The 23,365-nt window shown below is 72.7% G+C and carries 21 protein-coding genes, 2 tRNA genes and 1 pseudogene; 15 read left to right on the forward strand and 9 right to left on the reverse strand.

Annotated features, from left to right (window positions below; genetic code table 11):
- Positions 1 to 143: 143 nt before the first annotated feature.
- A complete protein-coding gene (locus ACFWR9_RS05440; protein WP_383835847.1) occupies positions 144 to 617 on the reverse strand; it encodes an SSI family serine proteinase inhibitor in 474 nt (157 codons plus the stop codon).
- 180 nt (positions 618 to 797) lie between these two features.
- Here ACFWR9_RS05440 and ACFWR9_RS05445 point away from each other — a divergent pair.
- The 3 genes from ACFWR9_RS05445 to ACFWR9_RS05455 all read left to right on the forward strand — a co-directional run bounded on the left by ACFWR9_RS05445 (position 798) and on the right by ACFWR9_RS05455 (position 2,803).
- Positions 798 to 888: transfer RNA gene (locus ACFWR9_RS05445), tRNA-Ser, on the forward strand.
- Between the two features lie 203 nt (positions 889 to 1,091).
- A tRNA-Arg gene (locus ACFWR9_RS05450) sits at positions 1,092 to 1,164 on the forward strand.
- A gap of 151 nt (positions 1,165 to 1,315) precedes the next feature.
- A complete protein-coding gene (locus ACFWR9_RS05455) occupies positions 1,316 to 2,803 on the forward strand; it encodes a peptidoglycan D,D-transpeptidase FtsI family protein (RefSeq protein ID WP_383835850.1) in 1,488 nt (495 codons plus the stop codon).
- On the opposite strand, the gene ACFWR9_RS05460 is transcribed toward ACFWR9_RS05455, so the two are convergent.
- A complete protein-coding gene (locus ACFWR9_RS05460) occupies positions 2,778 to 3,182 on the reverse strand; it encodes a winged helix-turn-helix transcriptional regulator (protein ID WP_383835853.1) in 405 nt (134 codons plus the stop codon). The genes ACFWR9_RS05455 and ACFWR9_RS05460 overlap by 26 nt on opposite strands.
- 46 nt (positions 3,183 to 3,228) lie before the next feature.
- On the opposite strand from ACFWR9_RS05460, the gene ACFWR9_RS05465 reads away from it, so the two are divergent.
- From ACFWR9_RS05465 to ACFWR9_RS05495, 7 genes are all read left to right on the forward strand, one after another.
- Positions 3,229 to 4,110 (forward strand): DUF2797 domain-containing protein, encoded by an 882-nt coding sequence (locus ACFWR9_RS05465; protein ID WP_383835856.1) that lies wholly within the window; start codon positions 3,229 to 3,231, stop codon positions 4,108 to 4,110.
- A 56-nt stretch (positions 4,111 to 4,166) separates the two neighbouring features.
- Positions 4,167 to 5,057 (forward strand): amidohydrolase family protein, encoded by an 891-nt coding sequence (locus ACFWR9_RS05470; protein ID WP_383835859.1) that lies wholly within the window; start codon positions 4,167 to 4,169, stop codon positions 5,055 to 5,057.
- 269 nt (positions 5,058 to 5,326) lie between these two features.
- Complete coding sequence (locus tag ACFWR9_RS05475; protein ID WP_383835862.1) at positions 5,327 to 6,067, forward strand: response regulator transcription factor; 741 nt, start codon at positions 5,327 to 5,329, stop codon at positions 6,065 to 6,067.
- Positions 6,064 to 7,611, forward strand: coding sequence for an ATP-binding protein (locus tag ACFWR9_RS05480; RefSeq protein WP_383835865.1), 1,548 nt, complete (start codon positions 6,064 to 6,066; stop codon positions 7,609 to 7,611). Before ACFWR9_RS05475 ends, ACFWR9_RS05480 begins: the two co-directional genes overlap by 4 nt.
- Before the next feature lie 97 nt (positions 7,612 to 7,708).
- Positions 7,709 to 9,592, forward strand: a complete 1,884-nt coding sequence (locus ACFWR9_RS05485) for a glycosyltransferase family 39 protein (RefSeq protein WP_383835868.1) — start codon at positions 7,709 to 7,711, stop codon at positions 9,590 to 9,592.
- A gap of 47 nt (positions 9,593 to 9,639) precedes the next feature.
- On the forward strand, positions 9,640 to 11,130 hold the full coding sequence (locus ACFWR9_RS05490; protein ID WP_383835871.1) for an MFS transporter: 1,491 nt from the start codon (positions 9,640 to 9,642) through the stop codon (positions 11,128 to 11,130).
- A gap of 121 nt (positions 11,131 to 11,251) precedes the next feature.
- Positions 11,252 to 12,010 (forward strand): TetR/AcrR family transcriptional regulator, encoded by a 759-nt coding sequence (locus tag ACFWR9_RS05495; RefSeq protein ID WP_383835874.1) that lies wholly within the window; start codon positions 11,252 to 11,254, stop codon positions 12,008 to 12,010.
- Positions 12,011 to 12,103: 93 nt separating this feature from the next.
- Here ACFWR9_RS05495 and ACFWR9_RS05500 read toward each other — a convergent pair whose 3' ends face one another.
- The gene (locus ACFWR9_RS05500; protein ID WP_383835877.1) at positions 12,104 to 12,574 is read right to left on the reverse strand and encodes a PPOX class F420-dependent oxidoreductase; all 471 of its coding nucleotides are present in this window, start codon (positions 12,572 to 12,574) and stop codon (positions 12,104 to 12,106) included.
- Positions 12,575 to 12,774: 200 nt separating this feature from the next.
- Positions 12,775 to 13,155: an STAS domain-containing protein gene (locus ACFWR9_RS05505; protein WP_383835880.1), complete on the reverse strand. Its 381-nt coding sequence runs from the start codon at positions 13,153 to 13,155 to the stop codon at positions 12,775 to 12,777.
- A gap of 217 nt (positions 13,156 to 13,372) precedes the next feature.
- On the opposite strand from ACFWR9_RS05505, the gene ACFWR9_RS05510 reads away from it, so the two are divergent.
- Positions 13,373 to 14,134, forward strand: a complete 762-nt coding sequence (locus ACFWR9_RS05510) for an ANTAR domain-containing protein (protein WP_383835884.1) — start codon at positions 13,373 to 13,375, stop codon at positions 14,132 to 14,134.
- Positions 14,135 to 14,152: 18 nt separating this feature from the next.
- Positions 14,153 to 14,619 (forward strand): annotated as a pseudogene (locus ACFWR9_RS05515) (ANTAR domain-containing protein).
- Here ACFWR9_RS05515 and ACFWR9_RS05520 read toward each other — a convergent pair.
- The 3 genes from ACFWR9_RS05520 to ACFWR9_RS05530 form a co-directional block, all read right to left on the reverse strand.
- Positions 14,602 to 15,423 carry a YceI family protein gene (locus ACFWR9_RS05520; protein WP_383835887.1) on the reverse strand — a complete coding sequence of 274 codons (822 nt, stop codon included), beginning with the start codon at positions 15,421 to 15,423 and terminating at the stop codon, positions 14,602 to 14,604. The pseudogene ACFWR9_RS05515 and the gene ACFWR9_RS05520 sit on opposite strands and share 18 nt — an antisense overlap.
- Before the next feature lie 121 nt (positions 15,424 to 15,544).
- Positions 15,545 to 18,115, reverse strand: a complete 2,571-nt coding sequence (locus ACFWR9_RS05525) for an MFS transporter (RefSeq protein WP_383835890.1) — start codon at positions 18,113 to 18,115, stop codon at positions 15,545 to 15,547.
- Positions 18,116 to 18,128: 13 nt separating this feature from the next.
- On the reverse strand, positions 18,129 to 18,629 hold the full coding sequence (locus ACFWR9_RS05530) for a MarR family winged helix-turn-helix transcriptional regulator (RefSeq protein WP_383835893.1): 501 nt from the start codon (positions 18,627 to 18,629) through the stop codon (positions 18,129 to 18,131).
- Positions 18,630 to 18,836: 207 nt separating this feature from the next.
- Between ACFWR9_RS05530 and ACFWR9_RS05535 the strand changes: the two genes are divergently transcribed.
- A complete protein-coding gene (locus ACFWR9_RS05535; protein ID WP_383835896.1) occupies positions 18,837 to 19,034 on the forward strand; it encodes a hypothetical protein in 198 nt (65 codons plus the stop codon).
- 558 nt (positions 19,035 to 19,592) lie between these two features.
- Here the strand turns inward: ACFWR9_RS05535 and ACFWR9_RS05540 are convergent.
- Positions 19,593 to 19,826, reverse strand: a complete 234-nt coding sequence (locus tag ACFWR9_RS05540; RefSeq protein ID WP_383835899.1) for a helix-turn-helix domain-containing protein — start codon at positions 19,824 to 19,826, stop codon at positions 19,593 to 19,595.
- A gap of 193 nt (positions 19,827 to 20,019) precedes the next feature.
- Between ACFWR9_RS05540 and ACFWR9_RS05545 the strand changes: the two genes are divergently transcribed.
- The gene (locus ACFWR9_RS05545) at positions 20,020 to 20,223 is read left to right on the forward strand and encodes a hypothetical protein (protein WP_383835902.1); all 204 of its coding nucleotides are present in this window, start codon (positions 20,020 to 20,022) and stop codon (positions 20,221 to 20,223) included.
- 173 nt (positions 20,224 to 20,396) lie between these two features.
- On the opposite strand, the gene ACFWR9_RS05550 is transcribed toward ACFWR9_RS05545, so the two are convergent.
- Positions 20,397 to 21,476 carry a hypothetical protein gene (locus ACFWR9_RS05550; RefSeq protein WP_383835905.1) on the reverse strand — a complete coding sequence of 360 codons (1,080 nt, stop codon included), beginning with the start codon at positions 21,474 to 21,476 and terminating at the stop codon, positions 20,397 to 20,399.
- 72 nt (positions 21,477 to 21,548) lie between these two features.
- Here ACFWR9_RS05550 and ACFWR9_RS05555 point away from each other — a divergent pair, with 72 nt between their 5' ends.
- A complete protein-coding gene (locus ACFWR9_RS05555; RefSeq protein WP_383835908.1) occupies positions 21,549 to 23,363 on the forward strand; it encodes a LuxR C-terminal-related transcriptional regulator in 1,815 nt (604 codons plus the stop codon).
- Positions 23,364 to 23,365: the final 2 nt, after the last annotated feature.

Raw genomic sequence — 23,365 nt, forward strand, 5'->3', positions numbered from 1 at the left:
AGCCCGGCGGGCGCCCCCGGGGGGGGGGGGCGGGCCCCGGGGGCGGCCCCCCCTGCTCTGCCAAAACTGCGGGGCGCGGCCCCGCGCGGGGGGGGCGCCCCGCCGCTCACACGTTCGCCGCCCGTGACCGCGCTCCGCGCCCCCTACGACCGTCCCGGCGCCCCCGCCTCGGGCAGCAGCGGCACCATGCGGTCCCAGCGGGAGATCTCGCAGCCGTCGCGCCGGTCGTACGTCACGTCGACGGGGCGTCCGGCCCAGACGCCGGTGACGTGCGCGGTGGCCCGGCCGCCGTACTGCATGGTGCAGACGCTGCCCTCCGGGACCGGGGCGAAGGTGTCCTGGCCCCAGCGGGTGTCGCGCTCGACGACGGCGCAGGCGCCCTCCGGGTCGGGGTGGTTGCCGCCGCTCGGGTTGCAGTACAGCTCGAACGTCCCGTCGGCGCCCGGGCCGGCGCCCCGGACGGTGACGGTGAGGTGATCAGCGGCCGGGACACCGGTGCCGGCACCGGTGCCGAAGGCCGCGGCCGGGTGGGCGGCGGAGAGGGAGGCGAGGGTCGCGACGGACAGGGCGGCGGCGCCGAGGAGGCGGGCGGCGGGGATACGGGTGACCTGGAACATGACCTGACCAACGCGCGGGCGCGCCGGACGTTGCGCGGCGTTCCGCCGTCCGCGCCGTAAGGGTTTTGCCCCGCGGCCCGCCCGCCTAGTACCGTGGGGCTCGATTGGTGACAGCGCGCTCAACTGTGTCATCATCGGCACGCGCCACTCGCGCTCGCCCGCGAGATGGTGATGTTGTCTGGAGGCGTCGCCTAGTCCGGTCTATGGCGCCGCACTGCTAATGCGGTTTGGGTCTTAAAGCCCATCGAGGGTTCAAATCCCTCCGCCTCCGCACCGATCACCGAAGCCCCGGCCCACCCGGCCGGGGCTTCGCTGTCGCCCAGGGTTGCGCACACCCGTCTGAAGGCCGTTTTCGCAGCTCACAAGGGGTGCGGTTAACGGATTTCACATGGCGGCGGCAGTCATGTAATGTTCTTCCTGTCGCCGCGAGCGGGCCGGAAGGGCCGGGAGCGGCGGTAAAACTGAAGAAGACAAGCACTCGTAGCTTAACGGATAGAGCATCTGACTACGGATCAGAAGGTTGCAGGTTCGAATCCTGCCGAGTGCACAGCTGTCGGAGGCCCGTCGAATTTATCGGCGGGCCTTCGGTGTTTTCCGGTCGGCGTGATCGTCTTTCGCGAGTATGTCTAGGGTGTGCGCATGTTGCGAGGACGCATCTTCTTCATATCCGACCGGCCGAGCCTCGACGGAGGCCCCCGGTGAACAAGCCGCTGAGGGCCGTGGCGATCTTCTGCGGGCTGCTGGTGCTCGGCCTGCTGATCCGGGCGAACTGGCTGCAGTACGTCCGTGCCCCGGAGCTCGCCTCCGACGACAAGAACCGACGGGTCCAGATCGAGCAGTTCGCCACCGCGCGCGGCGACATCGTCGTCGGCGGCCGGGCCATCACCGGCTCCGCCGAGGTCAAGGGCACCGACCTCAAGTTCAAGCGCACCTACACCGACGGTCCGATGTACGCGCCGGTGACCGGATACGCGTCGCAGGCCCAGGGCATGACGCTGCTGGAGAAGACCTACGACTCCATCCTCACCGGCAAGGACGACCGGCTGGCCTTCCAGCGGTTCGCCGACGTCGTCAGCGGTGAGGGACGGCGGGCCGGGTCGGTGGTCACCACCATCGACCCGAAGGCGCAGAAGGCCGCCTGGGACGGGCTGACCGACCTGAAGGGCGCCCGCGGTGCCGTGGTCGCGCTGGACCCGCAGACCGGGAAGGTGCTGGCGCTGGTCTCGGCGCCCTCCTACGATCCGTCGACGTTCGCGGGCAACACCTTCAAGGAGTCCGACCGCTTCGTGGCGCTGGACAAGCAGAAGAACAAGCCGCTGGCCAACCGCGCGCTGCGCGAGACCTACCCGCCGGGCTCGACCTTCAAGATCCTCACCGCGGCCGCCGCCCTGGAGCACGGGGCCGTCACGGACGTCGACGCCCGCACGGACGCCGCCTCCCCCTACCAGCTGCCGCAGGCCAGCAACAAGATCGGCAGTGAGGCCGGCGACGCGGTCTGCAACAAGGCCTCGATGAAGACCGCCATGCAGTACTCGTGCAACAACGTCTTCCTGGACGCCGCCTCCAAGCTGGGGCAGGACAAGATGCGCGAGACGGCGCAGAAGTTCGGGTTCAACGAGGACGTCTACTCCGAGGACTTCGGCGACCTGCTCGCCTCCAAGAGCCTCTACCCGGAGGACCTCGACGCGCCGGGCACCGCGCTCACCGGCATGGGCCAGGGCAGCTTGACCAGTACGCCGATGCAGATGGCCATGGTCACCGCCGGACTGGCCAACGACGGCAAGGTCATGCAGCCCTACATCGTCGACGAGGTCAAGGGACCGGACCTCGGCACCCTGGAGAAGACCGAGCCCGCGGTGATGAGCGAGGCCGTCTCCGCCGAGACCGCGCAGAAGGTCCAGGAGATGATGGAGTTCACCGCCAAGGAGGGCAGCGCCCGCCGCGCCCAGATCGAAGGCGTCACGGTCGGCGGCAAGACCGGTACCGCGCAGCGCGGTGTCGACGTGAACGACGAGGTGCCCTACGGCTGGTTCGTCTCCTACGGCAAGAATCAGGACGGGTCCTCCGTCGCCGTGGCCGTCTTCATCGACCCGACCGACATGGACATCTCCCGTGAGGACATCTCCGGTGGCGGTCTCGGCGCGCCGATCGCCAAGAGCGTCATGAAGGCGGTCCTGAAGCAGTGACGCCGGAGGCGGTGGTGGTTCGGGCTCCCGCGGCGTCGTACGCCTCGCGGGCCCGCTCGACCGCCGCCATCCGCCGCTCCGTCCACAGCGCCAGGTCCCTGACCTGCTCGGCGGCCTCGCGGCCGAGGCCGGTCAGGGAGTAGTCGACGCGGGGCGGGATCACCGGCTTGGCGTCCCGGTGGACCAGGCCGTCGCGCTCCAGCGTGCGCAGGGTCTGGGCCAGCATCTTCTCGCTGACCCTGCCGATCTCACGGCGCAGCTCGCTGAAGCGGTAGGGGCGCTCCAGCAGCGCGATCAGGGCCAGGGTGCCCCAGCGGCTGGTGACGTGCTCCATGACCAGGCGCTCGGGGCACATCGGCTCACTCTCTGCCATGTCCATACGGTACTTCCGCCGTTGTCAGTGGCTGCCTCTAGTCTCGACGGTGATGGCACAGGCATGGAAGTGCGCGGGGCTGCGCTGGACGGCCGAGGGTCCCGTGCTGACGTGGGTCGGGGGGCGGAGCAGTGCCCTGGACCGGGGGAGACGGGTGGCCTTCGCGGTCGCCGAAGGGGGTGTGCGGACATGCGTGGGAGCACGGGGGAACGCGTGCCCGGTGCGGGCCGGTGTGCCGGGGCGGAGCACGGGGGCGAGGTGCGAGGAGTGCGCGCGGCTGGACCGGGCGCACTCCGTGGCCGCCGACACCATCGCGGACGATCCGCGGCCGTACCGCGTCTATCTGGCCTGGTTCGGGCCCGGACTGGTCAAGGTGGGGATCACCGCGCAGGCGCGGGGCGCGGCCCGGCTGCTGGAGCAGGGCGCCGTCTGCTTCAGCTGGCTGGGCTGCGGGCCCCTGATGGCCGCGCGCCGGACCGAGGAGCTGCTGCGGGCCGCGCTGGGCGTCCCGGACCGGATTCCGTACGCCCACAAGCGGGCGGTGCGCGCCGCGCTGCCCGGGGCGCGGGCGGAGCGGTCGGCCGAGATCGCGGAGCTGCACGCGCGGGCGGTGGCGCTCGGCGGCTGGCCGGAGTCGCTGACGCCGGAGCGGTTTTGGGGTGTGGACCACGCGGGCGTCTTCGGGATCGAGGGTCCGGACCGGTGCCCGGCAGCCGTGGGAGAGGTGGCCGAGCTGGTGGCCGGCGGGGCGATCGGGGGCGAGCTGGTGGCGGCCGCCGGGCCGGATCTGCATCTGGCGACGGAGCGCGGGGTCGTCGTCCTCGACACCCGGCTGATGACGGGGTGGGAGCTGGTGTCCGCCGACGGGGAGCCCTGCGCCGTGCCGGTGCGCGAGTTCAGGGAAGCGGCCGGGGTGCAGGACGAGCTGTTCTGAGCTGTTCTGAGACCTGCTCCCTTGTCCGGGGGCGGGCCGGGCGCGATCGTGGCCCCATGAGTGATCACGAGGCCGGGCAGATCCGGCGGTTCTGGGAAGGGCTCGGGCTGCCCGGGCTGGTCGACGTGCACACGCACTTCATGCCCGAGCGCGTACTGGCCAAGGTCTGGGCCTACTTCGACGGCCTCGGCCCGCTGACCGGCGGGTTCGAGTGGCCGATCACCTACCGGCAGGAGGAGGGCGAACGCGCGGCGCTGCTGCGGGAGTTCGGCGTGCGAGCCTTCACGGCCATGCTGTATCCGCACAAGGCCGGGATGGCCGAGTGGCTGAACGGCTGGGCGGTGGACTTCGCCCGCCGCACGCCCGACTGCCTGCACACCTCCACCCTCTTCCCGGAGCCGGGCGTCGAGACGTACGTCCGCCGGGCCGTCGAGTCGGGGGCGCGGGTCTTCAAGGCGCACGTGCAGGTGGGGGCGTACGACCCGGCCGACGAACTGCTCGACGCCGCCTGGGGCGTGCTCGCCGAGGCGGGGATACCCGTCGTCATCCACTGCGGGTCCGGGCCCGCGCCCGGCAAGCACACCGGGCCCGAGCCGATAGCCCGGGTGCTGGCCCGGCACCCCCGGCTGCGGCTGGTCGTCGCGCACCTCGGGATGCCCGAGTACGAGGACTTCCTCGACCTCGCCGAGCGGTACGGCGAGGTGCGGCTGGACACCACCATGGCGTTCACCGACTTCAGCGAGCGCCTCGCGCCCTTTCCACGCCGGGCGCTGCCCAGGCTGGCGGACCTCGGCGACCGGGTCCTGCTCGGGTCGGACTTTCCCAACATCCCGTACCCGTACCTGCACCAGCTGCACGCCCTGGAGCGGCTGGACCTGGGGGACGCGTGGCTGCGGGGGGTGTGCCACGACAACGGGGCGCGGCTGTTCGGGCTGGCGGAGGGCTGAGACGCCGGGGCAGGCCGAACAGCCGGGCCGCGTGCGGTAGGGGGATCGTGCTTGGGCGGGGCTGGGTGCCTGGAGTTCGCCTGGAGACCTTCGACCGGCTGTGGACGGCGAGCGAGAGGGCCCGCCGCTGGTCGACGTACCGCAACCCCGACCCCCGGACCTGAGCACCCCCGGACCTGAGACCCCGGACCTGAGACCCCCTGTGGTTCTCAGAGAAATCACAGGTTGGGGAAAGGGCGTTCTCAGAGCGCCCCGACATCGTGTCCGGTATGACCACGACCTCGCCCCAGGGGCGCACCGAAGTGCTGAGGCCGGACGGGAGCCCCGTCCGGGTGCTTGTGGTGGACGACGAGCAGTCCATCACCGAACTGCTCTCCATGGCCCTGCGCTACGAGGGCTGGCAGATCCGCAGCGCCGGTGACGGCCACGGCGCCGTCCAGACCGCGCGGGACTTCCGGCCCGACGCCGTCGTGCTGGACATGATGCTGCCCGACATGGACGGCCTGAGCGTGCTGGGGCGGCTGCGCCGCGACCTGCCGGACGTGCCGGTGCTGTTCCTGACCGCCAAGGACGCGGTCGAGGACCGTATCGCCGGGCTGACCGCGGGCGGGGACGACTACGTCACCAAGCCGTTCAGCCTGGAGGAGGTCGTCGCCCGGCTGCGCGGCCTGATCCGGCGCTCGGGCGCCGCCAACCGGCGTTCCGAGTCCGTCCTGGTCGTCGGCGACCTCACGCTGGACGAGGACAGCCACGAGGTCACCCGGGGCGGCGACGGCATCCACCTCACCGCCACCGAGTTCGAGCTGCTGCGGTTCCTGATGCGCAATCCGCGGCGGGTGCTGAGCAAGGCGCAGATCCTGGACCGCGTGTGGTCGTACGACTTCGGCGGTCAGGCCAACGTCGTCGAGCTGTACATCTCGTACCTGCGGCGGAAGATCGACGCCGGACGCGAGCCGATGATCCACACCCGGCGCGGAGCCGGTTACCTGATCAAGCCCGCCGCCGCATGAGCCGACCGCGACGAACGCGGCCGCGGACCCTGCGGACCCGGCTCGTCGTCGCGTCGGTGGCGCTGATCGCCGTGGTCTGCGCGGTGATCGGGACGGTGACGACGGTGGCGCTGCGGTCGCACTTGTACGAACAGCTGGACAAGCAGCTGCGCGAGGTCGCCATACGGGTGTCCGGCTTCGGGCCGCCCGGCGACCCCGGGCCCGGCGGCAGCGGCCCGCAGCGGATGGACCTCGACGAGTTCGTCACCCGCGGACCGCAGCCTCGCGGCACGATCGTCGCCGAGGTCCGGGACGGTGTCGTCGTCGACGCCAAGTACGGCAAGAAGGACGACGCCAGCACCAACTTCAGCGGCACCAGCCCGGTCGCCCTCACCGAGGCGGAGCGCGCCGCGCTGGCGTCCGTTCCCCGGGACGGCGACCGGCGCACCGTCGCGATCGGCGACCTCGGCGACTACCGCGTGGAGTACAAGGACGGCTACTACGCCGCCGTCCCGACCTCCGAGGTCACCGGCACCATCAACACCCTGATCCTCGTCGAGGCCGGCGTCACCGCCGCCGGTCTCATCGCCGCCTCCCTCGCCGGGACCGTCATCGTCGGCGTCGCCACCCGCCCCCTGCGCCGGGTCGCCGCCACCGCCACCCGGGACTCCGAACTCCCCCTGCACAAGGGCGAGGTGAACCTCGACGAACGCGTCCCGGAGTCCGAGTGCGACCCGCACACCGAGGTCGGACGGGTCGGGTCCGCGCTCAACCGGATGCTCAACCACGTGCACGGGGCGCTGCACGCACGGCAGGAGAGCGAGACGCGGGTACGGCAGTTCGTCGCGGACGCCGGCCACGAGCTGCGCACCCCACTGTCCTCCATCCGCGGGTACGCCGAACTCACCCGCAGGGGACGCGAACAGGTCGGCTCCGACACCCGGCACGCGCTGGGCCGCATCGAGTCCGAGGCCGGGCGGATGACCCTGCTGGTCGAGGACCTGCTGCTGCTCGCCCGCCTCGACGCCGGGCGGCCGTTGCGGTCCGAGCGGACCGACCTCGTACCGCTGGTCGTGGACTCCGTCAGCGACGTCCGCGCGGCCGGCCTCGGCCACAACTGGCGGCTCGACCTGCCCGAGGAACCGGCACCGGTCTCGGCGGACGCCGCCCGGCTCCAGCAGGTGCTGGTCAACCTGCTGGGCAACGCCCGCAACCACACCCCGCCCGGCACCACCGTCACGGCGCGCGTGCGCGCGAGCGGCGGGTGGCTGTGCGTGGATATCGAGGACAACGGGCCGGGGGTCCCGGCTGAGTTGCTGCCGCACGTCTTCGAACGGTTCGCGCGGGGCGACTCCGCGCGCTCCCGGGCCACCGGCTCGACGGGGCTCGGGCTCGCCATCGTGCACGCGGTGACGACCGCGCACGGCGGCGGTGTGACGGTCGCGAGCGTGCCGGGGCGGACGGTCTTCACCGTGCGGCTGCCCGCGCCGCCTGACCCGGTCGGTGACCGGGCGCACTCACAGGCACGGCACAGCCTCACCACACGGGTGCGACAGGGGACTTGAGAAGAGTCGGTCCCATGCGAACCGACTCTCCTCCCGACCCTTCTCCCGGCTCCCTGCCGGCGCCTCCGGCTACGCCAACTCCTTCTACTCGGCGGCCGTGCAGGTGGGCAGCCAGTCATGGAAGGCGTTCTTCTTCGGTTCGCTCGACGCGGGCAACGCCATCACCGTCGACAAGCCCCCGGCCGCCCTGTGGCCGATGGCGCTGGCGGTGCGGATCTTCGGGCTCTCCTCCTGGTCGATCCTCGTCCCCGAGGTGCTGATGGGCGTCGCGACGGTCGCTGTCGTGTACGCGGCCGTGCGCCGCCGGTTCAGCCCCGCGGCCGGCCTGATCGCCGGTACGGTGCTGGCGCTCACGCCCGTCGCCGCCCTGATGTTCCGCTTCAACAACCCGGACGCGCTGCTGGCGCTGCTGATGTCGGTCGCCTGCTACCTCGTCGTACGGGCGCTGGAGGACGGCCGGACCAAGTGGCTGGTGTGGGCGGGCGTCGCGATCGGCTTCGCCTTCCTGGCGAAGACTCTCCAGGCCTTCCTGATCCTGCCCGCGCTCGCCCTCGTCTACGGCGTCTGCGCGCCGGTGCGGCTGCGCAGGCGGCTCGGGCAGCTCGCGCTGGCGACCCTCGCCATCGTCGTCTCCGGCGGCTGGTGGGTCGCGGTGGTGGAGCTGTGGCCGGCGTCGTCCCGCCCGTACGTCGGCGGCTCGCAGAACAACAGCTTCCTGGAGCTGACCTTCGGCTACAACGGCCTCGGCCGGCTGGGCGGCGAGGAGACCGGCAGCGTCGGCGGCGGTGGTGGCCCCGGTGGCGCGGGCGGCGGCATGTGGGGCGAGACCGGCTGGGACCGGATGTTCGACTCCGAGATCGGCGGCCAGATCTCCTGGCTGCTGCCGGCCGCCCTGATCCTGCTCGTCGCGGGCCTGGTCGCCACGCGCCGCGCGGGCCGAACGGACACCGCACGCGGGTCCTTCCTGGTCTGGGGCGGTTCGCTGCTGATGACCGCGGCCGTCTTCAGCTACATGGCCGGCATCTTCCACCAGTACTACACGGTGGCCCTCGCGCCCTACCTGGCGGCCGTGGTCGGCATGGGCGCCGCGGCGCTGTGGGAACGGCGGGAGCTGATCTGGGCCTCGCTCGCCCTCGCGGCGGCCGTCACGGCGACCGCGGCGTGGGGATACGTCCTGCTCAACCGCACGCCCGACTACCTGCCGTGGCTGAAGTGGCTGGTCCTGGCCGGCGGCCTGGTCGCCGCGCTGGGGCTGGTGTTCGCCGGGCGGCTGGGGCGCCGGACCGTCCTCGCGGTGGCCGGGCTGGGCCTCGTGGCGTCGCTGGCGGCGCCGACCGCGTACACGCTGAGCACCGTGCGGGAGGGGCACAGTGGCTCCATCGTCACGGCCGGTCCGTCCGGCGCGAGCATGGGCGGCCCGGGCGGTGGCGGCGGCCGGGGCGGTGGCGGTTTCCCCGGCGGCGGGAACGCACCCGGGCAGGGACAGGGGCAGGGCCAAGGCGGCCCCGGCGGCGGATTTCCTGGCGGCACCCCCGGCACCGGCACGACCCCCAACGGCCAGGCAGGCGAAGGCGGGCGCACGGGCGCCGGCGGCATGGGCGGCGGCGCGGGCGGTCTGCTCAACGGCGCCCAGGTCGACTCCGAGGCCAAGAAGCTCCTGGAGACGGACGCCGCCGACTACACCTGGGCGGCCGCCGCGATCGGCGCCCAGAACGCCGCGAGCTACCAGCTCAGCACCGGCGACCCGGTGATGGCGATCGGCGGCTTCAACGGCACGGACCCGTCACCGACCCTGGCCCAGTTCAAGAAGTACGTGGCGGACGGCAGGATCCACTACTTCATCGGCGGCGGCGGCATGGGCGGGGGCATGGGCGGCGACTCCGGCACCGCGTCCCAGATCACCTCCTGGGTCGAGGCCAACTTCAAGGAGGTCACGGCAGGCTCGGCCACCTTCTACGACCTCACCCGGCAGACGAGCTGACACCGTCGTGTTGTACAGCGTATGGGAGTTCCTATACGCTGTACAATATGACGACGTCCTCCCAGGAACAGAAGACCGCCCCCACGGTCCAGGGCCACCCGCAGCGCTGGCTGATCCTCGGTGTCATCAGCCTCGCCCAGCTCACGGTGGTCCTGGACAACACCGTGCTCAACGTGGCCATCCCCTCGCTCACCGACGAGCTGGGCGCGGCCACGTCCGACATCCAGTGGATGATCAACGCCTACTCGCTGGTGCAGTCCGGCCTGCTGCTCACCGCGGGCAGCGCCGCCGACCGGTACGGCCGCAGGAAGATGCTCGCGACCGGCCTCGCCCTGTTCGGCCTGGGCTCGCTGGCCGCGGGTCTCGCGGAGACCACCGGCCAGCTCATCGCGGCACGGGCCGGGATGGGCGTCGGCGGCGCCCTGCTGCTGACCACCACACTCGCCGTGGTCATGCAGATCTTCGCACCCGCCGAGCACGCGAAGGCCATCGGCATCTGGAGCGCGGTCAGCGCGCTCGGTTTCGCCTGCGGTCCGCTGATCGGCGGGTTCGTGCTGGACCACTTCTGGTGGGGGGCGATCTTCCTGATCAACCTGCCGGTCGTGGCCCTCGGCCTGATCGCGGTCGTGACCCTGGTCCCCGAGTCGAAGGACCGGCGGGGCGACCGCCCCGATCTGCTCGGCGCCGTCCTCTCCACGATCGGCATGGCCGCGCTCGTCTACGCGATCATCTCCGGCCCCGAGCACGGCTGGGCGTCCGGCAGGGTCCTGGCCACGGCCGCCGTCGCGGTGGGGGTGCTCGCCCTCTTCGCGTACTGGGAGAGCCGGATCCCGTATCCGATGCTCGACCTCCAGTTCTTCCGCGACCAGCGGTTCACGGGCGCGGTTGCCGGGCTGGTGCTGATCACCTTCGGGATGGGCGGCGCGCTGTTCCTGCTGACCCAGCACCTCCAGTTCGTGCTCGGCTACGGCCCGTTGGAGGCGGGGCTGCGGACGGCGCCGCTGGCCCTGACGGTGGTGCTGCTGAACTTCTCCGGGGTGGCGGCGAAGTGGCTGGCCAGGCTGGGTACGCCGGTGGCGGTGCTGCTGAGCATGGTGCTGATGTCGGCGGGCCTGGTGGCCATCGCCACGCTGACCGGGCAGGGCTACGCCGGCACGCTGCTGGGGCTGTTGCTGATCGGCGTGGGGTGCGCGCTCGGCAACCCGGCCATGGCACACGCCCTGATGAGCGCGATACCGCCGGCCAGGGCCGGGGTCGGCGCGGGGGTCAACGGCACGTTGGCGGAGTTCGGCAACGGGCTGGGAGTGGCCGTGCTGGGGGCGGTGCTGAACTCGCGGTTCGCGGCGCTGGTGCCCGTCGCGGCGACGTCGTTGCCGGGTGCTCTGGCCGCGGTGGAGGGAGAGGCGGAGCGGGAGCGGGTGATCGACGCGTTCTCTTCCGGTCTTGAGAGCAGTCAGTTGGTGGGGGCGGTGGCCGTGCTGCTCGGTGGGGTGGTGGCGGCGGTGTTGCTGCGGCGGGCGGAGAAGGTGGCCGCCTGAGGGGTGGGGTGGCAGGGTAGTCGTGCGGCTGCCGGCCCGTCGTGGCTGGTCGCGCCGTTCCCCGCGCCCCTTACGGGGCGTCCGGCTGACCGGCGTTCGATGAGTCGAGGAGAAGACGCGCATGGCGAAGGCAGGGCGGCAGGGCCCCCGGGCCAGTGTCTGGATGGCGGACGCGGGGCGGCGCGGCGGGCGCCGTGGCGGGCAGCCGTCGGGGCTGGACCGGGAGCGGATCACCGAGGCCACGGTCCGGCTGCTGGACGCCGAGGGGCTGGCAGGGTTCTCCATGCGCCGGCTGGCCGCCGAGCTGAACGTCACCGCGATGTCCGTCTACTGGTACGTCGACACCAAGGACGAGCTGCTCGAACTCGCCCTGGACGCGGTCTTCGGCGAGCTGCGGCACCCCGACCCCGAGGCCGGCCAGGACTGGCGCGCGCAGTTGCGCACGCTGGCCAGGGAGAACCGCACGCTGCTCGTGCGCCACCCGTGGCTGGCCCCGCTGCTCGGCACGTATCTCAACATCGGGCCCCACTCGCTGGCCTTCTCCCGGGCGGTGCAGGCCGTCATGCGCGGCAGCGGCCTGCCCGAGCACCGGCTGACCGGGGCCATGTCCGCCGTGTTCCAGTTCGTCCACGGCTACGGCACCGTCGAGGGCCGCTTCCTCGCCCGGGCGGCGGACACCGGCCGGAGCCCGGACGAGTACTTCCAGGACTCGATGGACGCGGCGACCGAGGTGCCGGACACCGCGGGCGTCATCGGGGAGGCCCAGGAGATCATGGCGGCCCGCGGCGGCGGCACCGTCGCGGAGATGCTCGACCGGGACTTCGAGTTCGCCCTTGACCTGCTGGTCGCGGGCATCGAGGCGATGGTCGAACGAGGCTGACCGCGGGTCAGCCGTCAGCCGTCAGCCGGCAGCCCCTCAGCGATCAGCCGTCGGCCCCCGGCCCTCCGGCCCCCGGCCCTCCGGCCCCGCTCCTCAGTCGTCCGTCGCCAGCCGCGCCGGGAAGCCGCCGGTCGCCACCGGCCCCCACCTCTCCGGCGTCACCCGGACGATCGACTTGCCCTGCCGGATCATGGCCTCCCGGTACTCGTCCCAGTCGGGGTGCTCGCCGGAGATGTTGCGGAAGTACTCCACGAGCGGCTCCACGGAGTCGGGCGAGTCGATGACCTCCGCCGTGCCGTCGATCTGGACCCAGGGGCCGTTCCACTCGTCGCTGAGCACGAGGAGGCTGACCCGCGGGTCACGGCGCGCGTTGCGGGTCTTGGCCCGCTCCGGGTAGGTGGAGACGACGATCCGGCCAAAGTCGTCGACCCCGCAGGTCAGCGGCGACGCCTGCGGGCTGCCGTCGCCCCGCCGGGTGAGCAGGATCGCCCGGTGCCGGGGGCGGACGAAGTCCAGCAACTCGGCGAGGGAGACACGGGTGTTCGTCGCGATGTTCGGTGCCATGCGGCCAGCCTAGGCCGCCACGCACCGGCGAGGGGGTCCGCCGTCCCGCCGGGCGGGGACTCGACCCGCGGCCGCGGGGCACGGCTCCTCGCCGGGCGGTGCCCCGTCGCGTCGGCCCCCTCCTCCGCCTTGCCCACGGCCGCACCGGCCCCTGCTCACCGCGCCCGCCGGGGCACGCCGCCTCTGCCGCCGGCCGGACCCTAGGCCCCCGTGCCACTTCCCGTGCGCACCGCCTCCGCGAGGTTGTCGTACACCGGGACGTCCCGGCGCAGGCCGGAGAGTTCCAGGACGCGGCTCGGCACGCCCTTCGGGGCGGCCACCACCCGCAGCCGGGCGTCGGCGGGCAGGCGGCGGCGTACCGCGGTGAGGAGGCGGACGCCCTGGGAGTCCATGAAGCGGGTCGCGGACAGGTCCAGGACGAGCAGACGGAAGCCGGCGGGCCGCTGGTCCACGGCGGCCATGATCAGGGGCAGCAGCCCCGAGGCGTTGCAGAAGTCGATCTCGCTGGGCATGGCGAGCACGGCGCCGTCGGGTGGATCACTCGGCTCGCGCGGCCCGCAGGGTTGGGGGAGGAAGGTCACAGCACTCACCTGACAGATGTCCGTCCGGCTTCCGGCCGGGCCGCTTCCTGACCCGCTCCCCATTCCACCACGTGGTCGGGCGGTACGGAAGGCGGCCACCCGCTCCTTCGGCCGGGCGTCACCGGCACGCAACCAAGCAGCTAAAGTGCTGTTCGTCCTGTGCTCGCAGTCGGGAATGTGCTGCGGAGCTCTCCTGCGCACGGCCGTTTGGCCGGGCATGCCGAAGAGGTTCGTGGTGACTGCGTCCGATATTCCTGATTTGCCGCGTTTTCCGGTGGGCTTCGAGCTGGCCGAGTCCCTGACGGCGGCGGCACGCCACCTGCACGGGACGGGCACCCCCGACGACACCATGACCGCCGCCGTCGAGCTGGCGGTGCGTCTGTTGCCCGACGCCGAGCACGCGGGCATCGCGGAGATCCAGCGCAGCGGCCGGCTGCGCACCCTCGCCTGGAGCGACGAGACCGTACGGTTCGCCGCCGAGCCCCGGCACGGGGGCCACACCCCGGGCCACACCCCGCACCCGGACTGGGAGCGCCTGTGGACCACGCCCGTGGTGCGGACGGACGACAGCGAGGCCGACGGCGGCGGCAACGCGCTGTCCGGCCTCGGCCTGCGCTCGGCACTGTCGCTGCGGCTGCGCGCCGACCGGCGCCGCCTGACCGTGCTGACGGCGTACGCGCGTAAACCGCAGGCCTTCGACGAGGAGGCCACCCGCATCGGACGGCTGTTCACCGCCCATGTCTCGCTCGCCCTGGACTCGGCGACCGTGCGCGAGCAGCTCACCGAGGCGATGCGCACCCGGGACCTGATCGGCCAGGCCACCGGCATCCTCATGGAGCGCCTGGACATCGACGCGGCCGGCGCCTTCGAGTCCCTGGTCAAGGCATCCCAGCGGGAGAACGTGAAGCTGCGCGACCTGGCCCGGCGCATCGTCGACGCGAACACGGGTTCGGGCGGCCGAGGCGTCAACGAGCGGTGACGGGACAGACGCAGGAGCATGACCTCGGAGATCCCCGACACCCTCGACCGGGCGATGGCACGCAGCCAGGGGCTCGACACCCTGCTGCGTGACGCCGGCGGGCAGCACCGGCCTGCCCAGCGGCCTGGACCTGCGCCAGGGGGAGACGGGCGCCGCGCTCAGCCTCTACGGCCTCGAACCGGACTCCCTCGCCCGACGGCCGGGACGCCGCCCGCGTCTTCGCCGAGCGGGCGGCAGAGGCCGTGAACGAGGCCCTGCGCATCGAACGGCAGCAGGCCTCGGCGGCCGACGTGCGCACCGCCCTGCTCTCCCGCGGCGTCATCGACCAGGCGGTCGGCATGCTCATGGCCCGGGAGCGCATCGACGCCCACCGGGCCCTGGAGCGGCTGCGCCGGGCCTCGCAGCACCGGAACGTCAAGCTCCGGGATCTCTGCGGCGAGCTGGTGGCCCGGGCGTCCGGCGCCGCGTCAGACGGCCGGCAGTGACTCCCCCTGGACCGCCTGGATGTCCAGCTCGACCCTGAGCGTCGTCCCGATGGCGGCGATACCGGCCTGGACGACCTGGTTGTAGTTCATGGCGAAGTCCTCGCGGCGCAGCTCGGTCGTCGCGCGGAACGCCGCCCGGACGCCGCCCCACGGGTCGGCGCCGGTGCCGAGGTAGGCCAGGTCCAGGTCGACCGGGCGGACGACGCCGTGCAGCCCCAGCTCGCCGTGGACCGTCCAGCGGTCGGGACCGGCCTCGGACACCCCGGTGGAGCGGTAGGTGATCTCCGGGAACCGCTCGACGTCCAGGAAGTCCGGCGAGCGCAGGTGGGTGTCGCGCATGCCGTTGCCGGTGTCGATGGAGGCGGCCCGGATCACCGCCTCCACCCGGGACTTGGCGACGTCGTCCGGGGCGATCTCGACGAGGGCGGCGAAGTCGGTGAACCGGCCCCGCACGCTGGAGATGCCGAGGTGCTGCGCGACGGCGGAGACGGCGGAGTGCGCCGGGTCGACCGTCCACGGTCCGGGCGGCGGCAGTTCGGTGCCGCCGTGCCGGGCCAGCGTCACCGTGCCTACCTCGGCCCGGCCGCTCGCGGTGACGATCGCGCTGGAGGCGGCGGGCGCGTACCCGACCGCCGTGACGATGACGGTGTACGCCCCGGGCGCGAGCGGCGTGCCGTCCCGCACGGTGCCCTCGGTGTCCGCCTCGGCGCGCAGCACCTGCGTGCCGGTCATGTCGGTCACCGTGACGACCGCGTGCGACACGGCCCATCCGTCCCGCGTTCGGATCCTCGCGGTCAGTCCCATCCCGTTTTCTCCCTGCAAAGGCTCAGAAAGTGGTCGTGAAGAAAGTCGTAAAGAAACCGGCCCGTGGTGGGCGGGCGCACCTCCGCTCAGAGCGCGCACGCCACCACGGGCCGGGGTCTCGCTACTCGCCGGGGTGGGCGAGCTCGATGTCGTGGCCGTCGGCACCCGGCCCTGCGACCGTCAGGGCCGTCGCCACCGGCGGGTAGCCGGTCGCGATGACGGTGTACTCACCGGCGTCCAGGTCGGTGAAGGCGTACGCCCCGTCCGCGCCGGTGGTGGCCGTGCCGGCCACGTTGCCCGCCGCGTCGACCAGGGTGACGCGGGCGTCGGCCAGCGGGCCGTGCGGCGCCCGGACGACGCCCTGGACCTGGGCCCCGGCCTGGAGGTCGACCTCGACCCGGGTGACCCCGGTGCCGCCGACCTCGACCGGCAGGGCGCGCGGCCGGTAGCCGGCCGCGTTGACCGCGACGGTCACCGTGCCCGGCACCAGTTCGGCGAAGGAGAACTCGCCCTGCTCCCCGGTGGCGGCGCTGGCCAGCAGGTCGCCGCGCACATCGGTCACGATCACCATGGCGTCCTTGACCGGCAGCCCGTTCTCCAGCGCCCGGACCAGGCCGGTCAGTCCGCTGGTGCCGCTGAGCAGGATGTCGTAGGCGACCGGCTCGTCGTTCACGACGATCGTGGAGGCCTGCGGCTGGAAGCCGTCGGCGGAGGCGATCAGCACGTACGATCCCGCGCTCGGCGCGTCCAGCACGTAGGAGCCGTCGGCCTGGGCGACCGACCGGCCCAGCTGCCGGCCCGCCAGCGAGATCAGCGTGACGGCGGCCTGCGGGACCGGGGCGGACTCGGCGCCGCGGACGAAGCCGCGGACCGCGATGCCACCGGCGACGGGCGCCATCGGCTCACCGGAGCCGGTCGCCGTGGCTACGGCGGCGAGCCGCTGGGTGGCCATGGGGGCGGCGACCCGGGTGTCCGAGACGGCCGACGCGGCGGAAGGCGCCGCCACGGCCGCCATCGCACCGGCCGGGACCGGCTCGTCGATGGTCCGGGCGGCCTCGGCGGGGGTCCCCGCCACCGGCGGGGCGGACCCGGCCGCGGCCTCCGCGGCCTGGGCGAGGGCGCCCGAGGTGCGCAGCGGTACCTCCTTGATGAACAGGGTCACCAGGAAGCCGAGCAGGGCGATCGGGGCGACGTACAGGAAGATGTCGGCGATGCCGTGCCCGTAGGCGCTCTCCAGCCACTCGCGGATGCCGTGGGGCAGCAGGTCCATGTCGGGGATGGCGCCGCTTCCGGCGGCCTTGGCGGCCGCCGCCTGCTCCTGCGGGCTGAGCTGCCCGATGGTGTCGGAGGCGTAGTGGCTGATCCGGGTGGACATCACGGAGCCGAGCACCGAGACGCCCACCGCGCCGCCGAGGGACCGGAAGAAGGTCACGGTGGAGGAGGCCGCGCCCAGGTCGCTCGGGGCCACCTGGTTCTGCGTGCAGAGCACCAGGTTCTGCATCATCATGCCGACGCCGAGACCCATCAGCGCCATGAAGATCGCGATGTGCCAGTACGCGGTGTCGTAGCGCATGGTGCTGAGCAGGCCCAGGCCCGCCGTGAGCAGCACGCCGCCGGCCAGCAGCCAGCGCTTCCACCTGCCGGTCTTGGTGATGACTATGCCGGAGACGGTCGACGAGATGAACAGGCCGCCGATCATCGGGATCGTCATGACGCCCGACATGGTCGGGGACTGGTCCCGGGCCAGCTGGAAGTACTGGCTGAAGTAGACGGTGCCCGCGAACATCGCGATGCCGACGAACAGCGAGGCCAGCGAGGCCAGGGCGATGGTGCGGTTGCGGAACAGCCGCAGCGGGATGATCGGCTCGCTCGCCTTGCTCTCGACGAGCAGGAAGAGCAGCGTCAGCACGACCGCGCCGCCGACCATGGCGCCGGTCTGCCAGGACATCCAGGAGTACTTGTCGTCGGCGAAGGTGACCCAGACGAGCAGCAGGGAGACGGCCGCCGTGACGAAGAAGGCGCCGGCCCAGTCGACCTTCACCTTCCGCTTGACCACGGGCAGGTGCAGCGTCTTCTGCAGCACGATCAGCGCGAGGATGGCGAAGGGCACGCCGACGTAGAGGCACCAGCGCCAGCCGAGCCAGCTGGTGTCGGTGATGACACCGCCGAGCAGCGGGCCGCCGACGGTGGCGACGGCGAAGGTCGCTCCCAGGTAGCCGGAGTAGCGTCCGCGCTCACGCGGGGCGATCATCGCGGCCATGATGATCTGCGCCAGGGCGGAGAGACCGCCGGCGCCCAGGCCCTGGATGGCCCGCGCGGTGATCAGCATCGCGGGGTTCTGCGCCAGACCGGCCACGACGGAGCCGATGACGAAGACGATCAGGGCTATCTGGACCAGGGCCTTCTTGCTGAAGAGGTCCGCGAGCTTGCCCCACAGGGGGGTCGAGGCGGTCATCGTCAGCAGCGAGGCGGTGACGACCCAGGTGTAGGCGCTCTGGCCGCCGCCGAGGTCGCCGATGATCTCGGGCAGCGCGTTGGTGACGATGGTCGAGGACAGAATGGCGCAGAACATGCCGAGCAGCAGCCCGGACAGCGCTTCCATGATCTGCCGGTGCGTCATCGGAGCGTCTCCGTTGGAGCCTCCCCCGTGCTTGGCATGAGCCCGCACACCGGCTGGTGTGGTCGTTGCCATGGACTTCCTTTGCTTACGTGGTGATCGCGGGTGTACGGGTGGACGGTTCGTCCCCGGACAGTGCGGGAGGCCGGACCGCGGGGGTCCGGCAGTCGTCGAAGCTGGCCCTGAGGCGGGCCATGAGCCGGGAGAGCTGACCGACCTCGTCGTCGGACCAGTCGCTCAGCCGGTGGGCGAGCAGCTGGGTGGTCCGCTCGGCGATGTCGTCGAGCTGGGCCTGCCCCTCGGGTGTCAGACGCAGGATGCGCGAGCGCTTGTCGGCGGGGTCGGGGGAGCGTTCGATCCAGCCCCGGTCCGCGACGTGGGCGACGTGGCGGCTGGTCACCGACATGTCCACGGCGAGCAGCTCCGCGAGCTTGCTCATGCGCATGTCCCCGTGCCGGCCGAGCAGTGTCATCACGGCGGCGGAGCCGCCGGGGTAGTCGGCCGGCAGCAGCCGGCCCATCTCCCGCTTGACGGCGCCGAAGGCGCTGAACTGACGGATCAGCTCCTCGTACTGCGCCTTCCCGGCCATGCGCGCACCTCCCGATTCGTTGCTTAGGGCAACGATAAGTTCCGTTGGTTGCTACAGGCAAACAAAAACGGTCATCGCGCCATAAAAAGTTGGCAAAGACAAGTATTACGAAAGTAAACGCGCAGGTGGCGGCCTGTGGGCCGGGGCAAGGGCGGTCGGGAGCCCCGCACTTGGGCGGCACCCGCGGATTCGCTAGTGTCTCGGCCCATGGCTAACAACCAGGGCCCCCAGGGCACCAACGACCCCGCAGGCAGCACCCAGATGTTCCGCGCGTTCGTCGACGAGGCCCCGCAGGCCCGGCAGGCGGCCCCCGCCGCCTCCTCCGGGCCCCGCATCGGCCTGATCGTCGGCATCGTCGCCGCCGTGGTCGTCATCGCGGCGGTGGCCTGGCTGGCGCTGGGCTAGTCAGGACCCGGGCCCGGCACCCCGGGCGGGCAGGCATCCCCCCGTGGCCCGGCGGGCCGGCATCCGGCGGGCTCGGTACCCCTTAGCCCGGCGGGTCGGCATCCGGGCGGTCGGCACCCCCGCGGGCCGGCATCCGGGCGGCTCGGCACCCCCGCGGCCCGGCGGCCCCCTCGGCCAGGCACCCCGGCACCCGGACGAACGACGGGGGGGGCCCCCGGCCCCCCCCCGGCCCGGGGCCGCTGTCCGGGGCCGCTTTCTGCGCTCGGACGAGACGCTCGTCTCGGTGGCCGCGCGTGCCAGCGCGGGCCCGAGTGCACATCATCGTCCAGTCCAAGCCGAAGCCCGGCGTGGCATAGCCTGCCCGGGAAGGGAGGCCCGATGTCCGAGTGGATCGACCCGCGCTATGCGGAGCTGGTAGCAGCGTGGAAGCACGCGCAGCAGCCCGAATCGCGCGACCCGCAGGAACCGCGGCCGGTGCGGGGATTCGTGACCCCGCCCAGGCCCTGACTGGTAGGTGAGATCGCGGCCCGTCTCCGTCCCCCGTCGGAGGCGGGCCGCTCAGCGGACGAGGTCGGAGAGCGGCATGTCGAGGACCCGGGCGATCCGATGCAGTGTGTGGAAGGTCGGGTTGTGGCGGCCGGATTCGATGCGCTGGAGGACGTCGCGACTGATGCCGGCGCCGAGGTAGAGCCGCTCTTGGCTGATCTTCCGGTCGTGGCGTTCGGTGCGGATGCGCTCGCCGAGGACGCGGCTGTGCTCTAGGAGCCAGGCGTCGTCGTCGGGTGGGTGCACTCGACAAACGCTCTGCGGAAGATCATCCTAAGTCAGCACGATAAATCAGGCATCTTTGATCGTTTGCCTGCAACCCCCCACGCAAGGAAACATACGTTCGAGTGACGTCGCGCTCTGCTTATTGCACCGCGCAACCGTCTACCCAACGATTACCTGACCCGCATTCAGCACGGCAGAGCACAGGTGGCAGAACATGACCCACGAGCAGCCCCACCCCACGGGGGCCCTCACCAACCTCCAGCGAGCCCGCATCGACTACGCGCGCCGCGAGCTCGACTCCGCCCGCGCTGAAGACCTCGCCCAACTCCCAGCCGACGGCCTCATCCTGATGGTCGAACGCCTACGCGGACGCCTCGGTGAAGTACTGGACATCATCGACGAGGTCGTCGAGCTGTAGCCCCCAAGAAGAAGCCGGGCCCGCCACCTCCCCCGAAGCAGCGGGCCCGACGGACCACGAACACCACCTTCATTCAGTGCCTAAGCGACACTGTCCCCCGAAGGTGGCGTCCGCGGCCGGCCCCCGGCGCCGGACTGTGGCCGCGGCGCCCGGGTGCTTGCGGAGCCGCGCGGTCACCAGCACATGACCGCGGTCTCGCCCGCACCCCACGAGGAGTACAGGCGCACCCGGACGACATAGCGGCGGCCCTTGACGAAACGGGCCCTGATGGTGGCGTTGCGGGAGGTGCCTCCGTCGTCCTGTCCGACGAGGAAGCGGGGCACGCCGTCCCGCTCCTCGAAGACGACGACGACGGCGTCGCTGTCCCCGAAGGTGCCCACGGTGTACTCGCGGGTCTCCGGCGGGTCCAGACGGAAGTCGGCCTGCTCGCCGGGTCCGAGGCCGAGCGGCACCGAACGGAACGGCACCAGCGGACCCGGCCGGCCGGTGGGCGGGTACCAGCGCAGGGCGAACTCCTTGTCGGCGGCGGACAGGATGCCGGGCGGCTCCAAGCCCGAGCGGTAGTGCTCGGGCTCCAGTATCAGTCCCGACGGGAACGGGTACTCCATGATCGACTGCGGGTCCCAGACCGGTCCGTTGGCCTCGTCGCCGTCGAGCTTGCGCAGGATGTTGTGGAAGGTCCGCTCCCGGCTCCAGTGGTTGGGCGGGCCCGCCAGCTCGGTGTAGACCGCCTCGTCGTCCCAGAGGATGCCGGCGAACGGGCTCTGGTGCTCGTGCAGCATGCCGAGCGCGTGCCCGATCTGGTGCAGGGCCGTCGCGCGCTCACCCGGCGCGGTCAGGTCCCAGCCGAAATTCATCGTGCGGTCGTTCAGACCGACCCGGAGGGCGTCCTTGCCGATCGCGGACCAGGATCCGTCACCGGGCTGGAAGCCGATGCGCAGCTCCGCCTCCGAGCGGTCCCTCACCTCGGTGAGATCGAGCCCGATGCCGAGGTCCCGCCACTCCCGGAAGCAGTCGCGCACCACGTCCCGCTGCTCCTCGGTCCCCACCCACGATTCCCGCCGTGGCCGGCCGGCCCCCCGCATCGGGACCACCGAGTCGTCGGTGTCGCCGCCGAGGAAGCAGTAGTGCAGAACGGTTCCGTCGACCCACATCCGCTGCCCGCCGACGAGCGCGGCGACACGCTCGGCGGCCAGCCCCGGCGCGAACGCGGGGAGAGGCTGCTGCGCGAGCGAGCAGTAGCGTGCGGTCATGGCCCCCAGACTGCCGTCCGGCCGGGATCCGGCGCCTGAGTCGGGGGGTACTCAAGTCACCCTGTATCAGGGATGAGTAAGCCGACTCATGTTGTCGTGACGACTTCTCTGCGGGACGCGAAGACGCTCCGGACGCCCTGGCCGTTCACCGGGCGGACGGACGAACTGGAACTGGTGCGCCGGTCCGTGGCCGCCGGCCGGAGCGGCCTCGTGGTGACGGGCCCGGCGGGCTTCGGCAAGACCAGGCTCGTGACCGAGGCCCTGCGCGGCCTGGACTGCGCCCGCGCGGCCGGCACGCCCGAGACCCGGGACATCCCCTTCGCCGCCTTCGCCCACCTGCTGCCCGAGAGCGTCACGCTGCACCGCGCGGTACACCTGCTGTCCGGCGTACGGCTGCTGCTGGTCGACGACGCGCACCTGCTCGACAGCGCCTCCGCCGCCCTGGTGCACCAGCTCGCCGTGCACGGCCGCACCCGCCTCCTGGTGGTCGCCACCGAGGGCGCCGCCGTACCGGGCGCGGTGTCCAGGCTGTGGTCCGGGGAACTGCTGCCGCGCCTCGCCCTGGAGCCGCTGCCCCGCGAGGAATCCGCCGAACTGCTCACGGCGGGGGCGGGCACCGGCCTGGAACCGCTCACCACCGACCGGCTGCACCGCCTGTGCCGGGGGGACCTGCGGCTGCTGCGCGAACTGCTGACGGCCGTGCGCGAGGGGGGCCTGCTCGTGCCGGTGCCCGGTACGGGCCGACGGGCCTGGCGGGGGCCCGTACCGATCACCGTGACGGTACGGGAGCGCACCGCGCACCTCCTCGACCGCGAGCGCGCCGAGGAGCGCGAGACGCTCGAACGCCTGGCCTTCGCCGAGCCCCTGCCCCTCGACCCGGACGCGCTCGACGTACGGATCCTGGAGCGCCTGGAGGCCGACGGCCTGGTCACGGTCGACGACGGGGGCACCGCCCGGCTCGCCCACCCCCTGCACGGCCCGGTCCTGCGCGCCGCCGCGGGCCGGCTGCGCGCCCGGCGCCTGGCCCGCACCCCCGACCAGTGCGGCCCCGCCCTGGAGTCGGAGCGGGCCGCCCTCGCGCTGCGCATCGAACAGGCCGACGTACGGGAGCTGGAGACGCCCGTGGGGGAGTGGCTGGCGGCCGAGGGAGCGCCGCTGCCCGCCGGGTACGCGGCGCTGCGCGCCCGGTTCGCCCGGCTGCGCGGCCGGCTGTGCGAGGCCGCCGCGTGGGCCCGGGAGGGACTGCGGACGAGCCTCGACGACGTCTCGTGCCTGAGCGAACTCGCCCTGGCCACCGCCCAGTCGGGCGAGACACCGACGGGGAGCCACGGCGCGACCGCCTGGGCCGCCGCCGCGCGCGGTGACCTCGACGAGGCAGTCCGGGCGGCCGGCTCCGGCGACCCGTACGACGCCGTACGGCTCGGCGTACCCGACCGGGCCGCCGGGCGGCTGACCGGCGTCTTCGCCGAGCACGCCGACGCCCTCGCGCGCGAGGACGGACCGGCGCTCGACCGGGTGGCCGAGGAGCTGGAGCGGCGCGGCTTCCTGCTGTTCGCGGCCGAGGCGCACGCCCAGGCGGTGCCCGCCCACCGCGACCCGCGCGCCGCCCGTACCGCCCGCACCCGCGCCGCCGCCCTCGCCAGGCACTGCCAGGGCGCCCGCACCCCGGCCCTGTCCGGACTGGTGCTCGGCGAACTCACCGCCCGCCAGCGGCAGATCGTCACGCTGGCCGCCGCGGGCCTGAGCAACCGGCAGATCGCGGAGCGGCTCACCCTGTCCGTCCGCACCGTTGGCAACCACCTCTACGGCGCCTACACCCGCCTCGGCGCCGGCGACCGCGGTGCCCTGCCCTGGCTGATGGAACTGCCCGAGTCCCAGCCCGCCTGAGC

Source organism: Streptomyces sp. NPDC058534, assembly GCF_042717365.1.
In the GTDB taxonomy this organism is placed as follows: domain Bacteria; phylum Actinomycetota; class Actinomycetes; order Streptomycetales; family Streptomycetaceae; genus Streptomyces.